19 protein-coding genes are annotated in these 19250 nt (G+C 73.7%); 6 read left to right on the forward strand and 13 right to left on the reverse strand.

Annotation, left to right across the window (positions count from 1 at the left end; all coding sequences use genetic code 11):
- Window positions 1–11: 11 nt before the first annotated feature.
- On the reverse strand, window positions 12–1109 hold the full coding sequence (locus PP1_RS14695) for an alcohol dehydrogenase catalytic domain-containing protein (protein WP_010240201.1): 1098 nt from the start codon (window positions 1107–1109) through the stop codon (window positions 12–14).
- 157 nt (window positions 1110–1266) lie between these two features.
- Here PP1_RS14695 and PP1_RS14700 point away from each other — a divergent pair, with 157 nt between their 5' ends.
- Window positions 1267–2217: a sugar-binding transcriptional regulator gene (locus PP1_RS14700; protein ID WP_010240199.1), complete on the forward strand. Its 951-nt coding sequence runs from the start codon at window positions 1267–1269 to the stop codon at window positions 2215–2217.
- Between the two features lie 137 nt (window positions 2218–2354).
- On the opposite strand, the gene PP1_RS14705 is transcribed toward PP1_RS14700, so the two are convergent.
- A complete protein-coding gene (locus PP1_RS14705; protein WP_010240197.1) occupies window positions 2355–2498 on the reverse strand; it encodes a DUF6879 family protein in 144 nt (47 codons plus the stop codon).
- A gap of 3 nt (window positions 2499–2501) precedes the next feature.
- Between PP1_RS14705 and PP1_RS14710 the strand changes: the two genes are divergently transcribed.
- Complete coding sequence (locus PP1_RS14710; RefSeq protein ID WP_010240195.1) at window positions 2502–2813, forward strand: flavoprotein; 312 nt, start codon at window positions 2502–2504, stop codon at window positions 2811–2813.
- Between the two features lie 15 nt (window positions 2814–2828).
- Here PP1_RS14710 and PP1_RS14715 read toward each other — a convergent pair whose 3' ends face one another.
- From PP1_RS14715 to PP1_RS14730, 4 genes are all read right to left on the reverse strand, one after another.
- Window positions 2829–3242, reverse strand: a complete 414-nt coding sequence (locus PP1_RS14715) for a hypothetical protein (RefSeq protein WP_010240192.1) — start codon at window positions 3240–3242, stop codon at window positions 2829–2831.
- An 82-nt stretch (window positions 3243–3324) separates the two neighbouring features.
- Window positions 3325–4170 (reverse strand): phosphoribosylaminoimidazolesuccinocarboxamide synthase, encoded by an 846-nt coding sequence (locus PP1_RS14720; protein WP_010240189.1) that lies wholly within the window; start codon window positions 4168–4170, stop codon window positions 3325–3327.
- On the reverse strand, window positions 4167–5585 hold the full coding sequence (gene purB / locus PP1_RS14725; protein WP_010240187.1) for an adenylosuccinate lyase: 1419 nt from the start codon (window positions 5583–5585) through the stop codon (window positions 4167–4169). Before purB ends, PP1_RS14720 begins: the two co-directional genes overlap by 4 nt.
- A gap of 52 nt (window positions 5586–5637) precedes the next feature.
- A complete protein-coding gene (locus PP1_RS14730) occupies window positions 5638–6216 on the reverse strand; it encodes a TetR/AcrR family transcriptional regulator (protein WP_010240185.1) in 579 nt (192 codons plus the stop codon).
- A gap of 160 nt (window positions 6217–6376) precedes the next feature.
- Between PP1_RS14730 and PP1_RS14735 the strand changes: the two genes are divergently transcribed.
- From PP1_RS14735 to PP1_RS14745, 3 genes are all read left to right on the forward strand, one after another.
- Window positions 6377–7525, forward strand: coding sequence for a threonine aldolase family protein (locus PP1_RS14735; protein ID WP_010240183.1), 1149 nt, complete (start codon window positions 6377–6379; stop codon window positions 7523–7525).
- 291 nt (window positions 7526–7816) lie between these two features.
- Window positions 7817–8584: a hypothetical protein gene (locus PP1_RS14740; RefSeq protein ID WP_193384257.1), complete on the forward strand. Its 768-nt coding sequence runs from the start codon at window positions 7817–7819 to the stop codon at window positions 8582–8584.
- A complete protein-coding gene (locus tag PP1_RS14745) occupies window positions 8581–10731 on the forward strand; it encodes a YhgE/Pip domain-containing protein (RefSeq protein ID WP_075313926.1) in 2151 nt (716 codons plus the stop codon). The genes PP1_RS14740 and PP1_RS14745 overlap by 4 nt, the downstream gene beginning before the upstream one ends.
- A gap of 7 nt (window positions 10732–10738) precedes the next feature.
- Here PP1_RS14745 and PP1_RS14750 read toward each other — a convergent pair whose 3' ends face one another.
- From PP1_RS14750 to purD, 3 genes are all read right to left on the reverse strand, one after another.
- Window positions 10739–11923, reverse strand: coding sequence for a pyridoxal phosphate-dependent aminotransferase (locus PP1_RS14750; RefSeq protein WP_010224447.1), 1185 nt, complete (start codon window positions 11921–11923; stop codon window positions 10739–10741).
- A 182-nt stretch (window positions 11924–12105) separates the two neighbouring features.
- Window positions 12106–12315: a hypothetical protein gene (locus PP1_RS14755; RefSeq protein WP_029239161.1), complete on the reverse strand. Its 210-nt coding sequence runs from the start codon at window positions 12313–12315 to the stop codon at window positions 12106–12108.
- Between the two features lie 233 nt (window positions 12316–12548).
- Window positions 12549–13817 (reverse strand): phosphoribosylamine--glycine ligase, encoded by a 1269-nt coding sequence (gene purD / locus PP1_RS14760; RefSeq protein ID WP_029239162.1) that lies wholly within the window; start codon window positions 13815–13817, stop codon window positions 12549–12551.
- A gap of 93 nt (window positions 13818–13910) precedes the next feature.
- Between purD and PP1_RS14765 the strand changes: the two genes are divergently transcribed.
- Window positions 13911–14993, forward strand: coding sequence for a glycerophosphodiester phosphodiesterase (locus tag PP1_RS14765; protein ID WP_249265923.1), 1083 nt, complete (start codon window positions 13911–13913; stop codon window positions 14991–14993).
- On the opposite strand, the gene PP1_RS14770 is transcribed toward PP1_RS14765, so the two are convergent.
- The 4 genes from PP1_RS14770 to acs all read right to left on the reverse strand — a co-directional run bounded on the left by PP1_RS14770 (window position 14938) and on the right by acs (window position 19019).
- On the reverse strand, window positions 14938–15882 hold the full coding sequence (locus PP1_RS14770; protein ID WP_010224451.1) for an alpha/beta fold hydrolase: 945 nt from the start codon (window positions 15880–15882) through the stop codon (window positions 14938–14940). The two genes, PP1_RS14765 and PP1_RS14770, sit on opposite strands and share 56 nt — an antisense overlap.
- 9 nt (window positions 15883–15891) lie before the next feature.
- Window positions 15892–16410, reverse strand: coding sequence for a phage holin family protein (locus tag PP1_RS14775; RefSeq protein ID WP_010224452.1), 519 nt, complete (start codon window positions 16408–16410; stop codon window positions 15892–15894).
- 130 nt (window positions 16411–16540) lie between these two features.
- Window positions 16541–16969: an alternative ribosome rescue aminoacyl-tRNA hydrolase ArfB gene (gene arfB, locus PP1_RS14780; RefSeq protein WP_010224453.1), complete on the reverse strand. Its 429-nt coding sequence runs from the start codon at window positions 16967–16969 to the stop codon at window positions 16541–16543.
- Between the two features lie 79 nt (window positions 16970–17048).
- Complete coding sequence (acs, locus tag PP1_RS14785) at window positions 17049–19019, reverse strand: acetate--CoA ligase (protein WP_010224454.1); 1971 nt, start codon at window positions 19017–19019, stop codon at window positions 17049–17051.
- Window positions 19020–19250 lie beyond the last annotated feature (231 nt).

The raw sequence follows: 19250 nt of genomic DNA on the forward strand, positions 1-19250 counted from the left end.
CGGTGCTCCCCTCAGGCGTTCGGCAGGATCGAGACCTTCACCGACGCACCGGAGGTGTCGCCGACGAGGTCGAGGGCCTTCTGGAAGTCCGCGAGGGGCACCTGGTGGGTGCAGATGTCGGAGATCGGGAGCTTGCCGTCCTCCAGCATCTTGATCGCGGCGGGCCAGCAGTGCGGGCCGAGGTGGGCACCGCGGACGTCGAGCTCCTTGTCGTCGGAGATGATCGACCAGTCGACGGTGACTTCGGAGCCGAAGACCGAGTACTCGACGTAGGTGCCCAGCTTGCGCAGCAGGTTGAGGCCCTGCGCGACGGCCGGGACCGCGCCGGAACCCTCGAGGTAGACATCGGCGCCGTAGCCGTCCGTCAGCTCCTTGACCCGGGCGACGGCGTCCTCGCGGGCGATGTTGATCGTCAGGTCGGCCCCGGTGCGGCGACCCAGCTCGAGCTTGTCGTCGTCGAGGTCGAGGGCGATCAGCAGGCGCGGGTTCTTGGCCCGGGCGCCGGCGATCAGGCCGAGGCCGATCGGGCCGCAGCCGGCGACGACCACGACGTCGTCGAACGAGATCGTGGCCCGCTCGACCGCGTGCAGCGCGCAGGACAGCGGCTCGGCGAACGCGGCGTGCGCCGGGGCGAGGTCCGGGGAGACCTTGTGCACGCGGGCCCGGGTCGGGACCGCCATGTACTGGGCCATCGCCCCGTTGAAGTTGCGGAAGCCGAACATGTCGTGCGGGCCGCACATCCAGTACTGGCCGCGCCGGCAGTAGCGGCACTCCTCGCACGGGACGATCTGCTCGCAGGCGACGCGGTCGCCGAGCTCGACGCCGTGCAGCGCGAGGCCCTCGGCGTCGCCGTCGACGATCCGGCCGACGAACTCGTGACCCGGGGTGACACCGGTCTGCGCCCACGCGGGACGGTTGTCGTCGCCCCAGAACTTCGCGGCGCCGTGGTAGCACTTCAGGTCGCTGGCGCACACCCCGACGGCCTCGACCTGCATGAGCAGCTCGCCGGCGCCCGGCTTGGGGACGTCCACCTCCTCCAGCCGGTAGTCCTCCGGGCCGTGTACGACCACGGCCTGCATCCGGGTGGGGATCGCTGTCTCGACAGCCACGGCGGAACCTCCATTGGTGCCATGCGTACCTGGGCATGAACGCTTGTCCTGAGCATGCGTTCTGTTGTGAACATTCGTCAACACATCGGTTCCAACGTGAACAAACGTGCAGTACGGTGGTGCGAGAGGATCCGTCCTCAGACGGAAGGAGACGGCGATGGCGCCGCGCGGCTTCACCCGCCGTGACCTGGGGCTGATGCACCGGGCAGCACGGCTGTACTACCTCGACGACCTGAACCAGGCCGCGATCGCGGAACGTCTGACGGTGTCCCGGCCGACCGTGTCCCGGCTGCTCGCCGAGGCACGCAAGGTCGGGATCGTGCGGATCACCGTGCACGACCCGGACACCCTGGGCACCGGGGGCGACGAGGCGCTACGGCTCGCCGGGGCACTCGGGATCGAGAAGGTGTGGCTGGCCCCGTTCGCCGCCACCGATCTCGGACCGTCGCTCGCCGAGCCGGTCGGCGAGGCGCTGCGCGAGGCCGGCCTGGGTGTCGGGGACCTCCTGCTCGTCTCGTCGGGCAGGACACTGTGGGAGCTCAGCCACGAGTCGCTGCCGTCGGTGCCGGGCTGCGAGATCGTCCCGACCGTGGGCGGGGTGTCCGAGCCGGAGGCCTGGCACCAGACCAACGAGATCACCCGAGCCGTCGCCGAGCGGATGCAGGGCCGCCCGAACTTCCTGTTCACCCAGGCGATGCCGTCACCGGCGATGCGCCGCACCCTCGTCGAGGACCCGGAGTTCCAGCGGGTCACCGGGTTCTGGACCCGAGCCGACGCCGCGCTCGTCGGCATCGGCGCCCCGCCGGCGGGCCGCGACTCGATCTCCACCTCGGTCCCGCTGGACGACGAGGGCCTCCGCGCCGGGGTCGGCGACGTCTGCCTGAACTTCTACCGTGCGGACGGCGACCCGATCGACTTCCCGGGCAGCGAGCGGATGGTGCGGATCTCGCCGGACGAGCTGCGGAAGGTCCCGCGGACGATCGCCGTCGCGGTCGGGGCGGAGAAGGTGCCGAGCATCGTCGGGGCGGCCCGGGCCGGGCTGTACAACCGGCTCGTCACGGACCTGCCGACGGCACTCGCGATCCTGAAGGCCGGGGACCGGCCGTGACGTCCCGGTAAGCCATCGGGGCGACGCCCGGACTCCATGACCACCGCCACCGAGCGCCTTCCGACGCGAGAGGCAGCGGGCAGCCTGCGCCGATCAAGGAGCCGCACCTCCTCACCGGCGGGGACGCTCTCCCGCGGTCAGTACAGGAACTGGAACCTGGTGTAGTCGGTCAGCGGATACCCCACCAGACGGACACGGCCGAAGTACTTTCCGCGAGACACCTGGTCCCACACGTTCGCGAGCCAGTCGTCGTCCTGCGGCACCCACCGGTCGACTGTCACGTCGTGGCTCCCGCCAGCGCCAACACGGTCGCCAAGCTCGCGCTCGGCATCGGCGACAACCAGGCGCTCACCGCGCTCTGCGAGGCGCTCGGGGACCCGGCGACGCCGCTCGTGGTCTTTCCCCGCGTGAACGCCGCCCACGTCCGGCATCCGGCCTGGGCCGGGCACATCGCCGCCCTGCGGGCCGCCGAGGTGACGGTCGTCGAGGGGCCCGGCGTGTGGGAACTCCACGAGCCCCGGCAGGCCGCGCCCGGCCGCAGACTGCCCTGGGACGTGATCCTCGCCGAGACCGGCCGCGTTCTCGGCGGCCGGTGACCCGGCCGCGGGCGGTCACTGCGGCGAGCAGCTGACGATCCCGGCGTTCATCGTCACGTTGACGCCGGTCTTGCCGAGGGCGCAGCTCCCCAGCTTCGCCGCGCCGTAGGCGGCGATCCCACCGGCGAGCCCGGACGTCCAGCCGACGCCGGGGACCTTGCTGGTCAGCACCGCCAGCACGCCCTGTGCGGTCGCGACCTCGGTCATCTGGGCCCGCACGGCTTCCACCAGGCAGGAGTCGAGCTGGCCGGTGTAGGTGGTGATCTGCCCACCACCCGCGCCGAAGTAGGTGTTCGAGTCCTCGTTGTTGACCCCGGCGCAGGGGGCGGCCTGGGCGGCAGGGACGCTCGCGCTCGCCACCGGGGCGGCGAGGACGAGCGCACCCGCGAGCGCGACGGCCGAGATGATGCTGATGACGAGACGTGGCATGCCCAACCCCCAGAAGTGCAACCAGTTAACTCCGTTCAGGGCAACACGGTGGTGCTTTCGGAGCAACTCCTGGTATCTCGACCTATCGCCAGGTCTCCCCGGTGATCCTCCGGTACACCTCGGCGTACCGGTCCCGCACGTCCTGCACGATCTCGGCCGGCACCTCCGGCCCCGGAGCCGTCCGGTCCCAGCCCAGGCCGGCCGACCAGTCGCGCACGTACTGCTTGTCGAAGGAGAACTGCGGGCGCCCCGGCTCGTAGGAGTCGGCGGGCCAGAACCGCGAGGAGTCCGGCGTCAGCACCTCGTCGCCCAGGACGATCCCGCCCGCGGCGTCCCGGCCGAACTCCAGCTTGGTGTCCGCCACCAGGATCCCGCCGTCGGCGGCCGCCGACGCCCCGCGCCGGTAGACCTCCAGGGTCAGGCCCCGCAGCCGGGTCGCGGTGTCGGCGCCGAGCAGGTCCACGACGTCGTCGAAGGTCATGAACTCGTCGTGCTCGCCGACCGGCGCCTTCGTGGTCGGGGTGAAGATCGGCTCGGGCAGCTTCGAGCCCTCGACCAGGCCCTCGGGCAGCCGCACGCCGGAGACGGCGCCGGTGCGCTGGTACTCCTTGAGCCCGAGCCCGGTGAGGTAGCCGCGGGCGATGCACTCGACCGGCAGCATCTCCAGCGGGCGGCAGCGGACGGCGCGACCGGCGAACTCGTCCGGGATGTCGTGGGTGCCCAGGACGTGGTTCGGCACGAGGTCCGACGTGCGCTCGAACCAGTACAGCGACAGCGCGGTGAGGATGGCGCCCTTGTCGGGGACCGGCGTCGGCAGGACCACGTCGTAGATCGACAGCCGGTCCGAGGCGACGAGCAGGAGCTCGGCCGGGTCGACCGACTCGTCGAGGTAGAGCTCCCGGACCTTGCCCGAGTGGATCAGCTTCACAGGATCCCTCCAGGGGTGTACGCGGCGGCCTCGGGGTGCTTGGCGGTGAGCTCGGCGATCTGCTCGTTGATCGCCGCGACCTGCGCGGACGCGGCACCGGTGAACCGCAGCGGGTCGTCGAGCAGGCCGTCGAGGGTGCCCGCGGGGAGCCCGAGGCGCTCGTCACCGGCGAGCCGCTCCAGCAGGTCGTTGTCGGCCTGGCCCTGCTCGCGCATGGCGAGCGCGACGGCCACGGCGTGCTCCTTGATCACCTCGTGCGCGGTCTCCCGGCCGACCCCGGCGCGGACGGCGGCCATCAGCACCGCCGTCGTCGCGAGGAAGGGGAGGTAGCGGTCGAGCTCGCGGGCGATGACCGCGGGGTAGGCGCCGAACTCGTCGAGCACGGTCAGCGCGGTCTCGTAGAGGCCGTCGAGGGCGAAGAACGCGTCCGGCAGCGCGACCCGGCGCACCACCGAGCAGGAGACGTCGCCCTCGTTCCACTGCGAACCGGCGAGGTCGGCGGTCATCACCGACAGGCCCCGCAGGATCGTCATCAGGCCGTTGATGCGTTCCGCGGAACGCGCGTTCATCTTGTGCGGCATGGCGCTCGACCCGACCTGGCCGGGGGCGAACCCCTCGGTGGCGAGCTCGGCGCCCGCCATCAGCCGGATCGTCGTGGCCAGCGACGACGGCGCCGCCGCCAGCTGCACCAGCGCGCTGACGACGTCGTGGTCGAGCGAGCGCGGGTAGACCTGGCCGACGCTGGTGAAGCCCTGGGCGAACCCGAGGTGCGCCGCGACCCGCTCCTCCAGGTCGTCGAGCTTCGCCTCGTCGCCGTCGAGCAGGTCGAGCATGTCCTGGGAGGTGCCCATCGGGCCCTTGATGCCGCGCAGCGGGTAGCGCGAGCGCAGGTCCTCCAGCCGTGCCTGCGCGACGAGCAGCTCGTCGGCGGCCGTGGCGAACCGCTTGCCCAGGGTGGTGGTCTGCGCGGCGACGTTGTGGCTGCGGCCGGCCATGACCAGCTCGGCGTACTCGCCGGCGCGGCGGCCGAGCCGGGAGAGCAGCGCGACCGTGCGGTCGGCGACGAGCTCCAGCGAGAGCCGGATCTGCAGCTGCTCGACGTTCTCGGTGAGGTCCCGGCTGGTCATGCCCTTGTGCACGTGCTCGTGACCGGCGAGGGCGTTGAACTCCTCGATCCGGGCCTTCACGTCGTGCCGGGTGACCCGCTCGCGGTCGGCGATGCTCGCGAGGTCGACCTGGTCGACGACGGCCTCGTAGTCCGCGACCACCTGCTCCGGCACGTCGACACCGAGCTCACGCTGGGCGCGCAGGACCGCGATCCAGAGCCGTCGCTCCAGCTGGATCTTGTACTCCGGGGACCAGAGGCGGACCAGCTCGGGGCTCGCGTACCGCGCGGCCAGCACGTTGGGAATCACGTGGCGCGATGGTAATCGCTGGTCGGGCGCGTGCGACGGGCAGGGAGCGGACTCACACCGCCGCGATCGCCTCCCGCAGCGCCTCCCGGGCGATCCCGCGCGGGTCGGGCTCGGCCTCGATCAGCGCGGTGACCACGATCCCGTCGACCAGGGCCGTCACCCGTCGCACCTCCCCCGGGCGCGGACGACGGCCGGCGACACGGGTGAGCGCCTCCTCCAGCAACGCGTCGAACTCGACGCGCTGCTCCCGCAGCAGGCCCGCCAGGAACGGCCGACGGCCGGAGCCGATCAGCCGCTCGAACCGGCGGAGCACCGCGTCGAGCCCCTCGGTCCGCGACCGGGGCCCCAGCAGCAGGTCGAGGACGATCTCGTTCGGATCGTCGCGGGAGTCGAGGCAGCCGCGGGCATCGGCCAGCTCCTCGCGGCCGAGCCGGTCCAGCGCGGCGCCGACGAGATCCTCCAGCGACGAGAAGTAGTACGTCGTCGCGGCCAGCGGAACCCCGGCCCGCTCGGCGACCGCGCGGTGCCGGATCGCGTCGAACCCGCCCTCGGCGAGAAGCTCCGATGCCGCGGAGACGAGCTGCGCTCGGCGCCGCTCACCCTTCTCGGTCTGTTTACCCGGGGCTGCCACTCGCACATCGTGCACGGTGACCCTCGTACTTTCGAGTGAGTTCCCCGATTCACATGCAGGTCACACCGCACGTCGTGACCTTTTCGTGACCCTGCCGTGTCGCTCCGGATGCTCATGGCCGACACTGGACGACGTGCGTCCGTCACCTCGCAGTCGCCGAGTGTCGCGCAACACCCTGCGCGGATCCGCCTCCGGGGTCGACCCGGCCGAGCCGATCGACCTCCGCTCGGACACCGTCACCGTGCCGACGCCCGAGATGCGCCAGGCGATGGCCGACGCCGAGGTCGCCGACGACGTCCTCGACCGCGACCCCACGATGCGCGAGCTGGAGGAGCGGGTCGCGGGCCTGCTCGGCGCCGCGGACGCGCTGTGGACCCCGACCGGGTCGATGGCGAACCTGATCGCGCTGATGAGCCGGCTCGGGCGTGGGGAGTCGTTCCTCGCCCCGCAGGGAGCCCACGTCCTCGACTTCGAGCTCGGGACGGCGGCCTGGCTGGCCGGCGGGATGCCCCGGCCGCTCCCGCACGACGGTGGCCCCGGCAAGGTCACCGGGACGGCCGTCCGGCGGGCGGCCACCGGGGACGACCACTACGCCGGCCTCCGGACGTCGCTGCTCTGCCTGGAGAACACCCACAACTCCGCGGGCGGCACCGTCACCGCGCCGGAGGAACACGCCGCCGTCGCCGCCGCGGCGCGCGCCGCCCGCCTCGCCGTACACCTCGACGGTGCCCGGCTGTGGAACGCCGCCGTCGCACTCGGGGTGCCGCCGGGCGCGCTCACCGTCGGCGCCGACACCGTGTCGGTCTGCCTCAGCAAGGGCCTCGGTGCACCGGTGGGCTCGGTCGTCGCCGGGTCGGCCGAGTTCGTCGAGCAGGCCCGCAGGCTGCGCAAGATGCTGGGCGGCGGCGTCCGGCAGGGCGGTGTCGTCGCGGCCGCCGGGCTGGTCGCGCTGGAGGGCGTCGACCGGCTCGCCGAGGACCACGCTCTGGCGACCACGCTGGCCGCCGGGCTGCGCGAGCGCGGCTGGCGGGTCCGGGAGCCGCAGACCAACATCGTCCTCGTGGACGTGGCCGACCTGCGCGGCACGATCGCCGCGTTCGGCGAGGCCGGAGTCCGGGCCGGGGTGATCGCCGGGAAGCTCCGGCTGATGACCCACCGCGACGTCACCGAGGCCCACGTGACGGCCGCGCTCGACCGGATCGGCGAGGTCGGCCCGGCCAGCACGGGCTCCCCGGACGGCGGCCGGTCCGCCGCGTTCACCCGGCCCCGCGAGGTCCCGGAGCAGGCGCCGCGCACCGCCCTCGGGTGATCCCGCGGCCACCGGTCGCGAGCCCGCCCGTCGGCGCCGTCACAGTGTCGCGCGCGGGCAAGTCGGTGTCGCGTGAGGTCAAGTCGGCCTGCTCGATCGGGTCCACACTGGTCGACGGCCGGACGCCGGAGCGGGTGTCCGCCTAGGCTTCCGCCGCCCTCGGGACGCGCCTCCGGGCGCCGATCTCCACCCTCCCGTCGGTGGCTCCCGACCCGTTGACCGGCGCCGGTGACCTGCACGGACCCAGCGGTGGGCCCGGCCGGCCGCGGTGCCACCGACCGCAGGACCGTCATGACCAGCCCCACCGCCCCCGTCCCCGACTCCCCCGCACCCGAGCCCGAGCCCGAGCCCGAGCCCGAGCTCCTGGTCGCCGACGACGTCGCCGTCGACGGCGCGCACGGCCCGCTGCTCGGCGGGACCTCCCTCCGTGCGACGCCCGGCGGGGTCCTGCTCGTCGCCGGCACCCCCGGGTCCGGGCACACCGCGCTGGCCCTGTGCCTGGCCGGCCGGATGCGGCCGACCCGCGGGCGGATCACCCTCGGCGGCGACGACGATCCCGCCCGGCTGCGGCGCGCGGTCGCCGTCGTCGACACCCCGGGGGTGAGCGAGCCCGAGCCGGTGCTGCCGCTGCGCACCGTCGTCGGGGAGGAGCTGGCGATGGCCGGTCGCGGGACCCGGCCCCGCTCGGTGGTCGCGTGGCTCGCCGCCCGCGGCGCGGAGCAGTGGGCCCGGACCCGGTTCGAGGACGTCCCGGCCCCCGTGCGGATCGCGCTGACCACCGAGCTCGCCGCGTCCCGGCCCGGCACCGCGGTGCTCGTCCTGACCGCGCCCGACCGGCACGGCGGCACTCCCGTCACCTGGTGGCAGGTCGCGGCCGAGCACGCGCGTGCGGGACTCGCGGTCGTCGTGACCTGCACCGATGCGTCCGCCGCGCTGCTGGGCGTGCCCGCCGTGCGACTGGGCGGCGGGCAGGCCGGGCCACCCCACGAACCGCCGGGGCGGCACACGCGACCTGCCGCCCCGGCCACCCTCCTCGACGCCACGGAGCAGAGCCGATGAGCGCGATCCGGATGGCCGTCAGCGAGCTCCGGCGGATCACCGCAGGCCGGCTCCCCGTGCTCGCCGTCCTCGCGCTGCTGCTGATCCCGATGCTGTACGCGGGGTTCTACCTCTACGCCAACGGCGACCCCTACTCCCGGCTCGACAAGGTCCCCGCCGCGCTCGTCGTCGAGGACACCGGCGGCACCGACGCCGACGGCAACCCGCAGAACGTCGGCGAGGAGGTCGCGAGGAGCCTGGAGGAGTCCGGTTCGTTCGACTTCCACCGGGTCTCCGCCGCCGACGCCGACCGCGGCGTCCGCGACAACGACTACACCTTCGCCCTGACGGTTCCGGCCGACTTCACCGCGGCGCTGCGGTCCTCCTCGGACTTCACGCCCCGCCAGGCCATGCTGGTGCTGACCACCAACGACGCCAACAACTACCTGGCCCGCACCATCGCCGACACGCTCACGACCCGGGTCCGGGACTCGGTGGCCCAGCAGGTCGGCACCGAGGCCGCGGACACCTTCCTCACCGGCTTCTCGACGATCTACACGAAGACCCAGGAGGCCGCCGACGGGGCCGGGCGGCTCGCCGACGGCGCGACCCGGGCCCACGACGGCGCCGCGCAGCTCGCGAGCGGGTCCGACGACCTGGCGTCGGGCCAGCGCCGGCTGCTCGGCGGGGCGCAGCAGCTCGCGGGCGGTGCCGGCGAGCTCTCGTCCGGGGCCGGGACCCTCGCCACCGGCGCCGGGACCGCGGCCGCCGGTGCCGACCGGCTCGGCTCCGGCGCCGGTGAGCTGGCGACCGGGCTCGGCACGCTGCGGGACGCGACCGCGCAGCTGCCCCGGCAGTCCCGGGAGCTCGCGGACGGCGCCCGCCAGGTCGCGGACGGCAACGCGCAGGTCGCCGCGGCCGGTGACCGGGTCGCGCAGGAGAGCGGACGGCTGGCCGCCCAGCTCGACGCCGCCGACGGCACCATCGCGGCCGGCCTGCGCGAGCGCGGCTTCACCGACGAGCAGGTCCGGCAGGCCCTGGCCGTGCTCGCCGACGCGAAGCAACCGCTCGAACAGGGCAACGAGCGCGTCCAGGAGGTCTCCGGGCAGCTCGACCGGCTCGGGTCGGGAGCGGGCCGGGTCGCCGACGGCGCCGAACGGCTCGCCGCCTCCGCACCGCAGCTGAGCTCCGGGATCGCGAGCGCCGCCGACGGCGCCGCCGAGCTGCGGGACGGCGCGTCCGAGCTGTCCGGCGGCGTCCGGAAACTCTCCGACGGCGCCGGCAGGCTCTCGGCCGGGGCGACCGAGCTGCGGACCGGGGCGGACACCCTCGTCGACGGCGAGCGCACCGCCGTCGACGGCAGCGACCGGCTCTCCGACGGCGCCCACCGGCTCGACACGGGCACCGCCGAGCTGGCCGGCGGCGCCGGGCAGCTGCGCGACGGCCTGAACTCGGGGCTCGGGCAGATCCCGAACCCCGCGCCGGACGTCCGCGACGCCACCGCGCAGAACATCGGCGACCCGGTCGCCACCCGCGACGTCGCCCACTCCCAGGCCGACACCTACGGCGCAGGGCTCGCCCCGTTCTTCATGGCCCTGGCCACCTGGATCGGCGGCTACGTGCTGTTCCTGCTGCTGCAGCCGCTGTCCCGGCGGGCGATCGCGGCCGGTCAGAGCCCGCTGCGGGTGGCGCTGGGCGGCTGGCTCCCGGCCGGGCTGCTCGGGATGCTGCAGGTGGCGGGGATGTACGTGATCGTCGTCTTCGGACTCGGCATCGCACCGGTGCACCCGCTCGCCACGTTCGGCTTCCTGTGCCTGGTCTCGCTGACGTTCACGGCGATCGTGCACGCCCTCAACGCCTGGCTGGGCAGCGTCGGGCAGTTCATCGGCCTGGTCCTGATGGTGCTGCAACTGGTCTCGGCCGGCGGCACGTTCCCCTGGCAGACCATCCCGGCCCCGCTGTACCCGGTGCACCACGTGATGCCGATGGGCTACGCCGTCGACGCGCTGCGGCACCTCATGTACGGCGGCGAGCTGGCCGGGGTGGTCGGGACCGCGGTGCCGGTGCTGCTCGGCTGGCTGCTGCTCGCCGTCGCCGTCGCGGCGCTGGCGGCACGCCGGCAGCGGGTCTGGACGCCGGCGGCCGTGAAACCGGAGCTCGTGCTGTGACCCGCGCTCAGACCCAGGCGCGCAGCCGTTCCAGGGCCCCGGTGATGCCCTCGGACGTGCCCGCGCAGGAGAACCGCACGTAGTTCCCGCCGTCGACGGGATCGAAGTCCTGCCCGGGCGCGACGGCGATCCCGGTCTCGTCGAGCAGCCGGTAGGTGAGCGCCATCGAGTCCTCGCCGGGCCGCAGCAGGTGCGCGACGTCGGCGTAGACGTAGAACGCGCCGTCGGCGGGGGCGAGCCGGTCGATCCCGATCGCGGGCAGCCCGGCGAGGAGCAGGTCGCGGTTGTGGCCGTAGCGGACGACGTGGGCGTCGGCCTCGGCGTAGCTCGCCGCGTCGAACGCGGCCAGCGCCGCGTGCTGCGGCAGCGCGGGCGGGCAGACCGTGAAGTTCCCGGCGAGCCCCTCGACGGTGCGGCGCAGCCGCGGCGGACACACCAGCCAGCCGAGCCGCCAGCCCGTCATCGAGAAGTACTTCGAGAACGAGTTCACCAGCACCGCCTCGCGCGAGGTCTCCCACGCCGAAGTCGTCGCCGGGCTCCCGGGGAACGTGATGCCGTGGTAGATCTCGTCGCTGATCAGCTGGATCCCGCGCTCCTCGCAGTACCGCGCGAGGGCGGTGAGCTCGCCGGGCTCGAGGATCGTGCCGGTGGGGTTCGCCGGGCTCGCGAGGATCAGCCCCTTCACCGGCTCGTCGAGCTCCTCCAGCATCTGCACGGTCGGCTGGAACCGGGTCTCCGGCCCGCACGGCAGCTCGACGACCTCGCAGCCGAGCGCGGACAGGATGTTGCGGTAGCAGGGGTAACCGGGCCGGGCCATCGCGACGCGGTCCCCGGCGTCGAAGGCGGCCAGGAAGGCCAGCAGGAACCCGCCGGAGGAGCCGGTCGTCAGCACGACGTCACCCGGGTCGACGTCGAGTCCGCGGGTGCGGTGGTAGTGCCCGGCGACGGCCTCGCGCAGCTCGGCGATGCCGGGGGCGACGGTGTAGCCGAGGACCTCGGAGTTCAGCGCCTCGACCGCGGCGGTCCGCACCGGCTCGGGGGCCGGGGTGGACGGCTGCCCGGCGGAGAGGTTGATCAGGTCACCGTGGGTGCGGGCCCGCTCCGCGGCGGCCGCCCAGACGTCCATGACGTGGAACGGTGCGACGGCGGCGCGGGCCGCGACGGTCAGCTGGGCGGCGGTCGGTCCGGTCACGGGACCGAGCGTAGGTGGCGCGGGTCCGCGCGCCCGGCCGGGAGCCCAGGGCCGGACGCGCGGGGATCCGGCGCGCGCCGGGCCCGGCACCTCGCCGCCGAGTCGAGGGTGCCGGGCCCGGTCGTCACGTACCGGTGTGCGGATCGCGATCCGCACGGCGCGGGCTCAGTGCCCGCGCGACGTCACTCGGCCTCGAAGCCCAGCGCGTCGACGACGGCGCCCACCTGGGCGTCGGTGTCGGCGACGGTGTCGTCGATGTACTCGGCGACCGGGGTCAGCTCGGCGGCCTGGGCCGAACCGGTGAACGCCAGGGTGGCGAGCGGCGCGACGACAGCGGCACCCACGAGGGTCAGGGCGCGACGACGACGGGCCGGCTGGGGAGCGTTGGCCATGATGGATCCTCCTGTGTCTCAGGGGCACCGGCTGTGCCCCTGTGAGACATGACGATTGCGCGCCGGACGGGCACGATCAAACCCTGGTGTCCGGTTTTACCTCGTCTTCAAGATCTCTCTACACGGTTGCGGACAACAGGACCGGCGCCACCGAAGATCACCAGGTCACTCCACGTACTGGGCCGTTAGGACCAACATCACTGGGCCATACGGAGGTAATCCTGGAGAAACATTCAGCCCTTCGCGGACGGGATCCGGATCTCTCCGCGCTCGGCCCGGAGGCCGATGTCGGTCCGGTGGTGCGACCCCGCGAGGCGCACCGGCTCCAGCCGCGCGTACGCGTCGGCGCGCGCCGCGGCCAGGTCCGCGCCCGTGCCGACGACGGACAGCACCCGCCCGCCGGACGAGACGACCGCGCCGTCGTCGCGGCGCCGGGTGCCCGCGTGCAGCACGCCCTCGCCGTCGCCACCGGTGATCACGTCACCGAGGCGCGGGGTGGCCGGGTAGCCCTCCGCCGCGACGACGACGGTCACCGCCGAGCCGTCGGACCACTCGAGCGGTGGCTGGTCGGCGAGCGTGCCGGTGGCCGTCGCGTGCAGCAGCCCGGCCAGCGGGGTGCGCAGCAGCGCCAGCACGGCCTGGGTCTCCGGGTCACCGAACCGGCAGTTGAACTCGATCACGGCGGGGCCCTGCGAGGTGAGGGCGAGCCCGGCGTAGAGCAGCCCCGAGAAGGGCGCCCCGCGGTTCTCGAGCTCCGCGGCGACCGGCCGGACGATGCGCTCCACCAGCTCGGCGGCCAGGTCGTCGCCCGCCCACGGCAGCGGGCAGTAGGCGCCCATGCCGCCGGTGTTCGGGCCGGTGTCGTCGTCGCCGACCCGCTTGAAGTCCTGCGCCGGCAGCAGCGGGACCACGGTGGTGCCGTCGACGAGGCAGAACAGCGACGCCTCCGGCCCGTCGAGGAACGACTCGAGCAGGGCCGGGTGGCCGGCGTCGAGCAGGCCGAGCGCGTGGGCGCGGGCGATCTCGACGTCCTCGGACACGACGACGCCCTTGCCGGCGGCCAGGCCGTCGTCCTTCACGACGTAGGGCGGGGTGAACACGCCCAGCGCGGTGTCGAGGTGGGCCGGGTTGTCGACCACGACCGAGGACGCCGTCGGGACGCCCGCGGAGCTCATCACCGACTTCGCGAAGGCCTTGGACCCCTCGATCCGGGCCGCCTCCCTCCCGGGCCCGAAGCAGGGGATGCCGGCCGCCCGCACCGCGTCGGCGGCGCCGTTGACCAACGGCACCTCCGGCCCGATGACGACCAGGTCGGCCTGCCAGGTCTGCGCGACCGACACGACGGCGTCGTTGTCGGACACGTCCAGACCCAGCTGCTCCGAGACGGCAGCTGTCCCCGCGTTGCCGGGGGCGCAGGCCAGGGCCGTCACCCCCGGATCCTGCGCCAAGGACACCGCGATGGCGTGCTCACGCGCGCCGTTACCCACGACCAGGACTCGCACGGTGGTCGAGCGTATCCGCGCACGTCCGGGGCGGGGCAACCGGCACCGGCCCCGGCGCGGGAGGCACCACCCGTCCGTGTCAGGGTGCGCGTCGTGCCCGACACCGATGCGACGGTTCCGGACCGCACCCCCACCACCGCGGGCGCCCGCCCGGTGGTCATCGCGCACCGCGGGGCGTCGGGGAACCGGCCCGAGCACACGCTGGCCGCCTACGAGCTCGCCGCGCGGGTCGGCGCCGACTACCTGGAGACCGACGTCGTCCCCACCCGGGACGGGCACCTGGTCTGCCGGCACGAGCCCGGGATCGGCGGGACCACCGACGTCGCGGCCCGGCCCGAGTTCGCCGGGCGACGCACCCGGCGGACGATCGACGGCGAGGTCCACGAGGGCTGGTTCACCCACGACTTCACCCTCGCCGAGCTGCGGACGCTCCGCGCCGTCGAGCGGCTCCCTGGCGAGCGGCCCGGCAACCGGGTCTACGACGCCCGGTTCGCCGTCCCCACTCTCGCCGAGCTGCTGGACCTGCGGGAGCGGCTGTCCCGGGAGCTCGGGCGCGAGATCGGCGTCTACCCGGAGATCAAGCACTCCACCCACCACGCCGGCATCGGGCTGCCCGCGGAGCCGCTGCTCGTCGACGCGCTCGACGGCGCCGGGCTGAACCGGCCGGACGCCCCGGTGTACGTGCAGTCGTTCGAGGTGACGAACCTGCGGTGGCTGCGCGGCAGGCTGCGGGTGCCGCTGGTCCAGCTCACCGACGTCACCGGCGGGCCGGCGGACCTGCCGGACCGGAGCTGGACGTCGATCACCTCGCCCGACGGGCTGCGCGAGGTCGCGACCTACGCCGACGCCGTCGGGCCGGCGAAGGCCCAGGTCGTCCCGGCCGGGCCGGACGGGGCGCTGGGGCCGCCGTCGTCGCTGGTCGCCGACGCGCACGCGGCCGGGCTGCTGGTGCACCCGTACACGTTCCGGAACGAGAACGCCTTCCTGCCGCCCGCGCTGCGCTCCGGCGGGCCGGCCTCGGCCTGGGGCGACGTGTTCGCCGAGTACGACGCCTTCCTCGACGCCGGCGTCGACGGCCTGTTCTCCGACCACCCGGACACCGCGCTCGCCGCGCTGTCGTTCAGGCGGGGCGGTCGCGGGTCGAGCGCTCCAGATGGGCCCCGATCAGCGCACTGACGTGGGTCGGCCGCTCCTCCTGCGGGAAGTGCCCGGTGGCCGGCAGTGCGTGGTGGACGAACCCCGCCCCGGCGCGGCGGGCGGTCCGGCGCATCGTCGTGTCCAGGACGCACGGGTCGTCGGCCCCGTGCACCTGCAGCACCGGGACACCGACCGGGCCGGCGACGTCGCGGGCGAACCGGTGGCCGTCCGGGCGGAACTGGGAGCGCAGCGACCAGCGGTAGTACTCCAGGCTGCAGTGCGCGACGGTCGAGATCCGGATCGCCTCACGGTTGCGCGCGACGGTCTCCGCGAAGTCCTCGGTGGACGTCCAGTCGAGACCCGCCCAGTCACGCATGATCCGCTCCACCCGGTCCGGGCCGCGCAGCGAGCGCTCCGGCAGCCGCGGGAGCTGGAACCCCGCCATGTACCGGCTCGCCCGGCCCTGGCCGAGCGGATCGCGCAGGAGCGCGTCCCGCATCGTCGTCGGGTGCGGGGCGCCCAGCACGGTCAGCGACGCCACCAGCCGCGGGTGCAGCGCGGCGACCGTCCAGGCGATGGCGGCGCCCCAGTCGTGGCCGACCACGTGGGCCCGCCGCTCCCCCAGCGCCCGGACCAGCCCGGCACAGTCACCGGCGAGGGTCCACAGGTCGTAGCCGCGTGGGGTCTTGTCGGTGTCGCCGTAGCCCCGCAGGTCGGGCGCGACGGCGCGGTACCCGGCGTCGCCGAGCGCGAGCAGCTGGTGGCGCCAGGTCCACCAGAACTCGGGGAACCCGTGCAGCAGGACGACCAGCGGGCCGTCCGGCGGGCCGTGCTCGGCGAGGTGGATCCGGATGCCGTTGGCCGAGACCGCCCGGTGCGTCCACGGTCCGGGGATCCGGACGACGGACGGGTCCGGGGCACCGGCCACGGTCGCGGCTCAGCCCGCGGCGGAGTGCCGTCCGGACGGACCGTCGGACAGCTCGCGCACGTTGTCGCCCTTGCCCCGCTGGGTGAGCACCTGCGCGGAGTCCTTCAGCGAGTCGATCGTGCGCTCCGGCTTGCGGATCTTCCGGACCCGCAGGTAGCCGAGGAACCCGAACAGCCCGGCGGTGAGCAGCATGACCAGGAAGGTGATCCCGAACCCGGCCGCGCGGTTCAGCCACAGCGACAGGAACTCGGCGAGGGTGAAGAACAGGTAGAACAGGCTGAACAGTCCGATCGCCGCGGCGATCACGAAGAAGACGCTGCCCTGGACGCCCTTCTTGACCTCCGCCGACACCTCGGCCTTGGCGAGCTCCACCTCGGACCGCACCAGGGTGGACAGGTGCGTCGTCACGTCCTTGGCGAGCGCGCCGAGCGACGCGTCACGCGGGCCCGGCTCGGGAGTGAGCGGGATCGAGGGCAGGACGGGCGGAACCTCCGCGTCGCCGGACTGGCTGTTGCTGGCCACCGTCATCCCTCCTGCGCCCTCGCCGACCGGGGCTGTAGTCCCCCGGACGGCCGTCGTTCGGTGAGTCGCCATCGTGCCACGGGGACCCCGGGCCCGCTCGGCTGCGCCACGCCGTCCCCGACCGGAGGATCAGCCCTCACTCGTCCGGACGCCCGCGGAGCTTCTTGATCTGTCCCCGTCGCGTCTTCGCGTCCAGCCTGCGTCGCCTCGATCCCGCCGTCGGACGGGTGGGACGGCGTGTGCGCGGACCCGCGGCCGTCGCCTCGCCGAGGACGCCGGCGAGCCGTTGCCGCGCCGCCTCCCGGTTCCGGAGCTGGCTGCGGTGTTCGGCGGCGGTGATCGTGAGGACGCCGTCGACCAGCCGGCCGCCCAGCCGTTGCAGTGCGCGGTCCCGCAGGTCCTCCGGGACGCTCGGCGAGCCCGCGACGTCGAACGACAGCTCCACCCGCGAGTCGGTCGTGTTCACGCCCTGCCCGCCCGGACCGGACGCACGGGAGAACCGCCAGCGCAGCTCCCGCTCGGGTACGACGAACCCGCGCCGCACCTGCACCCCGCCGTCGTCCACGCCCCCAGTGTGCCGGGAACGCGACGGCCCCCGGACACGCGTCGCGTCCGGGGGCCGTCGTGGCGTCACATCGCCGGGGTCACTCCTCCTTGGAGTCCTTCATCCCGGTGGAGATCAGGTCCATGACCGAGGAGTCGGCCAGCGTCGAGACGTCGCCGACCTCCCGGTTCTCCGCCACGTCGCGCAGCAGCCGGCGCATGATCTTGCCGGACCGGGTCTTCGGGAGCTCCTCGACGACCATGATCTGGCGCGGCTTCGCGATCGGGCCGATCTCCTTGGAGACGTGGTCGCGCAGCGCCTTGATCGCGTCGTCGCCGCCGTCCTTCGCGGCGCTGCCGCGCAGGATGACGAACGCGACGATGCCCTGGCCGGTGGTCTCGTCGGACGCGCCGACGACGGCCGCCTCGGCCACCGTGGGGTGGCTGACCAGCGCCGACTCCACCTCGGTGGTGGAGATGCGGTGGCCGGAGACGTTCATGACGTCGTCGACGCGGCCGAGCAGCCAGATGGCGCCGTCCTCGTCGTACTTGGCGCCGTCACCCGCGAAGTAGTAGCCCTGCTCGGCGAACCGCGACCAGTAGGTGTCCTTGTAGCGCTCGGTGTCGCCCCAGATGCCGCGCAGCATCGCCGGCCACGGCTTGTCGAGCACCAGGTAGCCGCCCTCGCCGTTGCCGACCGGCGTTCCGGAGTCGTCGACGACGGTCGCCGAGATGCCCGGCAGCGACCGCATGGCCGAGCCCGGCTTGGTCGAGGTGACGCCCGGCAGCGGGGCGATCATCTGGGCACCGGTCTCGGTCTGCCACCAGGTGTCGACGATCGGGCAGCGCTCGCCGCCGATCTTCTCCCGGAACCACATCCAGGCCTCCGGGTTGATCGGCTCACCGACCGTGCCGAGGACCTTCAGCGACGACAGGTCGTACTTCGCGGGGATGTCGTCGCCCCACTTCATGAACGTGCGGATCAGGGTGGGTGCGGTGTAGTAGATCGAGACGCCGTACTTCTGGACGATCTCCCAGTGCCGGCCTTCGTGCGGGGTGTTCGGCGTGCCCTCGTAGACGACCTGGGTGGCGCCGTTGGCGAGCGGGCCGTAGACGATGTAGCTGTGCCCGGTGACCCAGCCGATGTCGGCGGTGCACCAGTAGACGCTCTCGCCCGGCTTGTGGTCGAACACCACGTTGTGGGTGTACGCGGCCTGCGCCAGGTAGCCGCCGGAGGTGTGCAGGATGCCCTTCGGCTTCCCGGTGGTGCCCGAGGTGTAGAGGATGAACAGCGGGTGCTCGGAGTCGAAGGACTCCGGGGTGTGCTGGTCGGAGGCCGCGTCGACGACGTCGTGCCACCAGACGTCGCGGCCCTCGGTCCACGGGACCTCGGTCTCGGTCCGCCTGACGACGAGGACCTTCTCGATCGAGGTGCCCTCGACGGCCTGGTCGGTGTTCTCCTTCATCGGGGCGGGCTTGCCCCGGCGGTACTGGCCGTCCGAGGTGATGAGGACCTTCGCCTCGGCGTCCTCGATGCGGGCCTTCAGCGCGCCCGGCGAGAACCCGCCGAAGACGACGCTGTGCAGCGCACCCAGCCGGGCGCAGGCCAGCATGGAGACGACGGCCTCGGGGATCATCGGCAGCTGGATCGCGACCCGGTCACCCTTGCCGACGCCCAGCTCCGCGAGCGCGTTCGCGGCCTTCGAGACCTCGGCCTTGAGGTCGGCGTAGGTGATGGTGCGGCTGTCGCCCGGCTCGCCCTCCCAGTGGATCGCGACCCGGTCGCCGTTGCCCTCGTCGACGTGCCGGTCGGCGCAGTTGTAGGCGACGTTCAGCTCGCCGCCGACGAACCACTTCGCGAACGGCGGCTGCCAGTCGAGGACGGTGTCCCACTTCTTCGTCCAGTGCAGACGGTCGGCCTGCTCGGCCCAGAAGCCCTCGCGGTCGGCGTCGGCACGGTCGTACCACTCGGCGGTGGCGTTGGCCTGGGCGGCGAAGTCCTCCGGCGGCGGGAACGTCCGGCTCTCGGTGGACAGTGCGCTCAGGGCGCTGCTCTTCTCGGACTCGGCCATGTCCTCGTGTCCTCCTCGACGCGGCGTGAAACGGGCCTGGGATCGGCCAGAGGCGCACTCGGTGTGCGCGCACGTGTGCGGACCGACGCTAGTGAAACCGCCCTGCGTCCGCACCGTCTGTCGGGACAGGTGAGGGATCACGGACCCGGCCGGCCCCACCATCGGTGCAGGTCGGCCCGGGTCGCCCGGCGGGGTGACCCCGGGACGCATCGGCGAGGGCGCGGACCGGCG

It is taken from the genome of Pseudonocardia sp. P1 (assembly GCF_000178675.2).
Taxonomy (GTDB): Bacteria; Actinomycetota; Actinomycetes; order Mycobacteriales; family Pseudonocardiaceae; genus Pseudonocardia.

Coding starts and splice junctions, on each gene's coding strand:
- PP1_RS14715 (WP_010240192.1), bottom strand. CDS start 3,242: ATGCCACGTCTCGTCATCAGCATCATCTCGGCCGTCGCGCTCGCGGGT.
- PP1_RS14755 (WP_029239161.1), bottom strand. CDS start 12,315: ATGGCCAACGCTCCCCAGCCGGCCCGTCGTCGTCGCGCCCTGACCCTC.
- PP1_RS14740 (WP_193384257.1), top strand. CDS start 7,817: ATGACCAGCCCCACCGCCCCCGTCCCCGACTCCCCCGCACCCGAGCCC.
- PP1_RS14700 (WP_010240199.1), top strand. CDS start 1,267: ATGGCGCCGCGCGGCTTCACCCGCCGTGACCTGGGGCTGATGCACCGG.
- PP1_RS14775 (WP_010224452.1), bottom strand. CDS start 16,410: ATGACGGTGGCCAGCAACAGCCAGTCCGGCGACGCGGAGGTTCCGCCC.
- PP1_RS14745 (WP_075313926.1), top strand. CDS start 8,581: ATGAGCGCGATCCGGATGGCCGTCAGCGAGCTCCGGCGGATCACCGCA.
- acs (WP_010224454.1), bottom strand. CDS start 19,019: ATGGCCGAGTCCGAGAAGAGCAGCGCCCTGAGCGCACTGTCCACCGAG.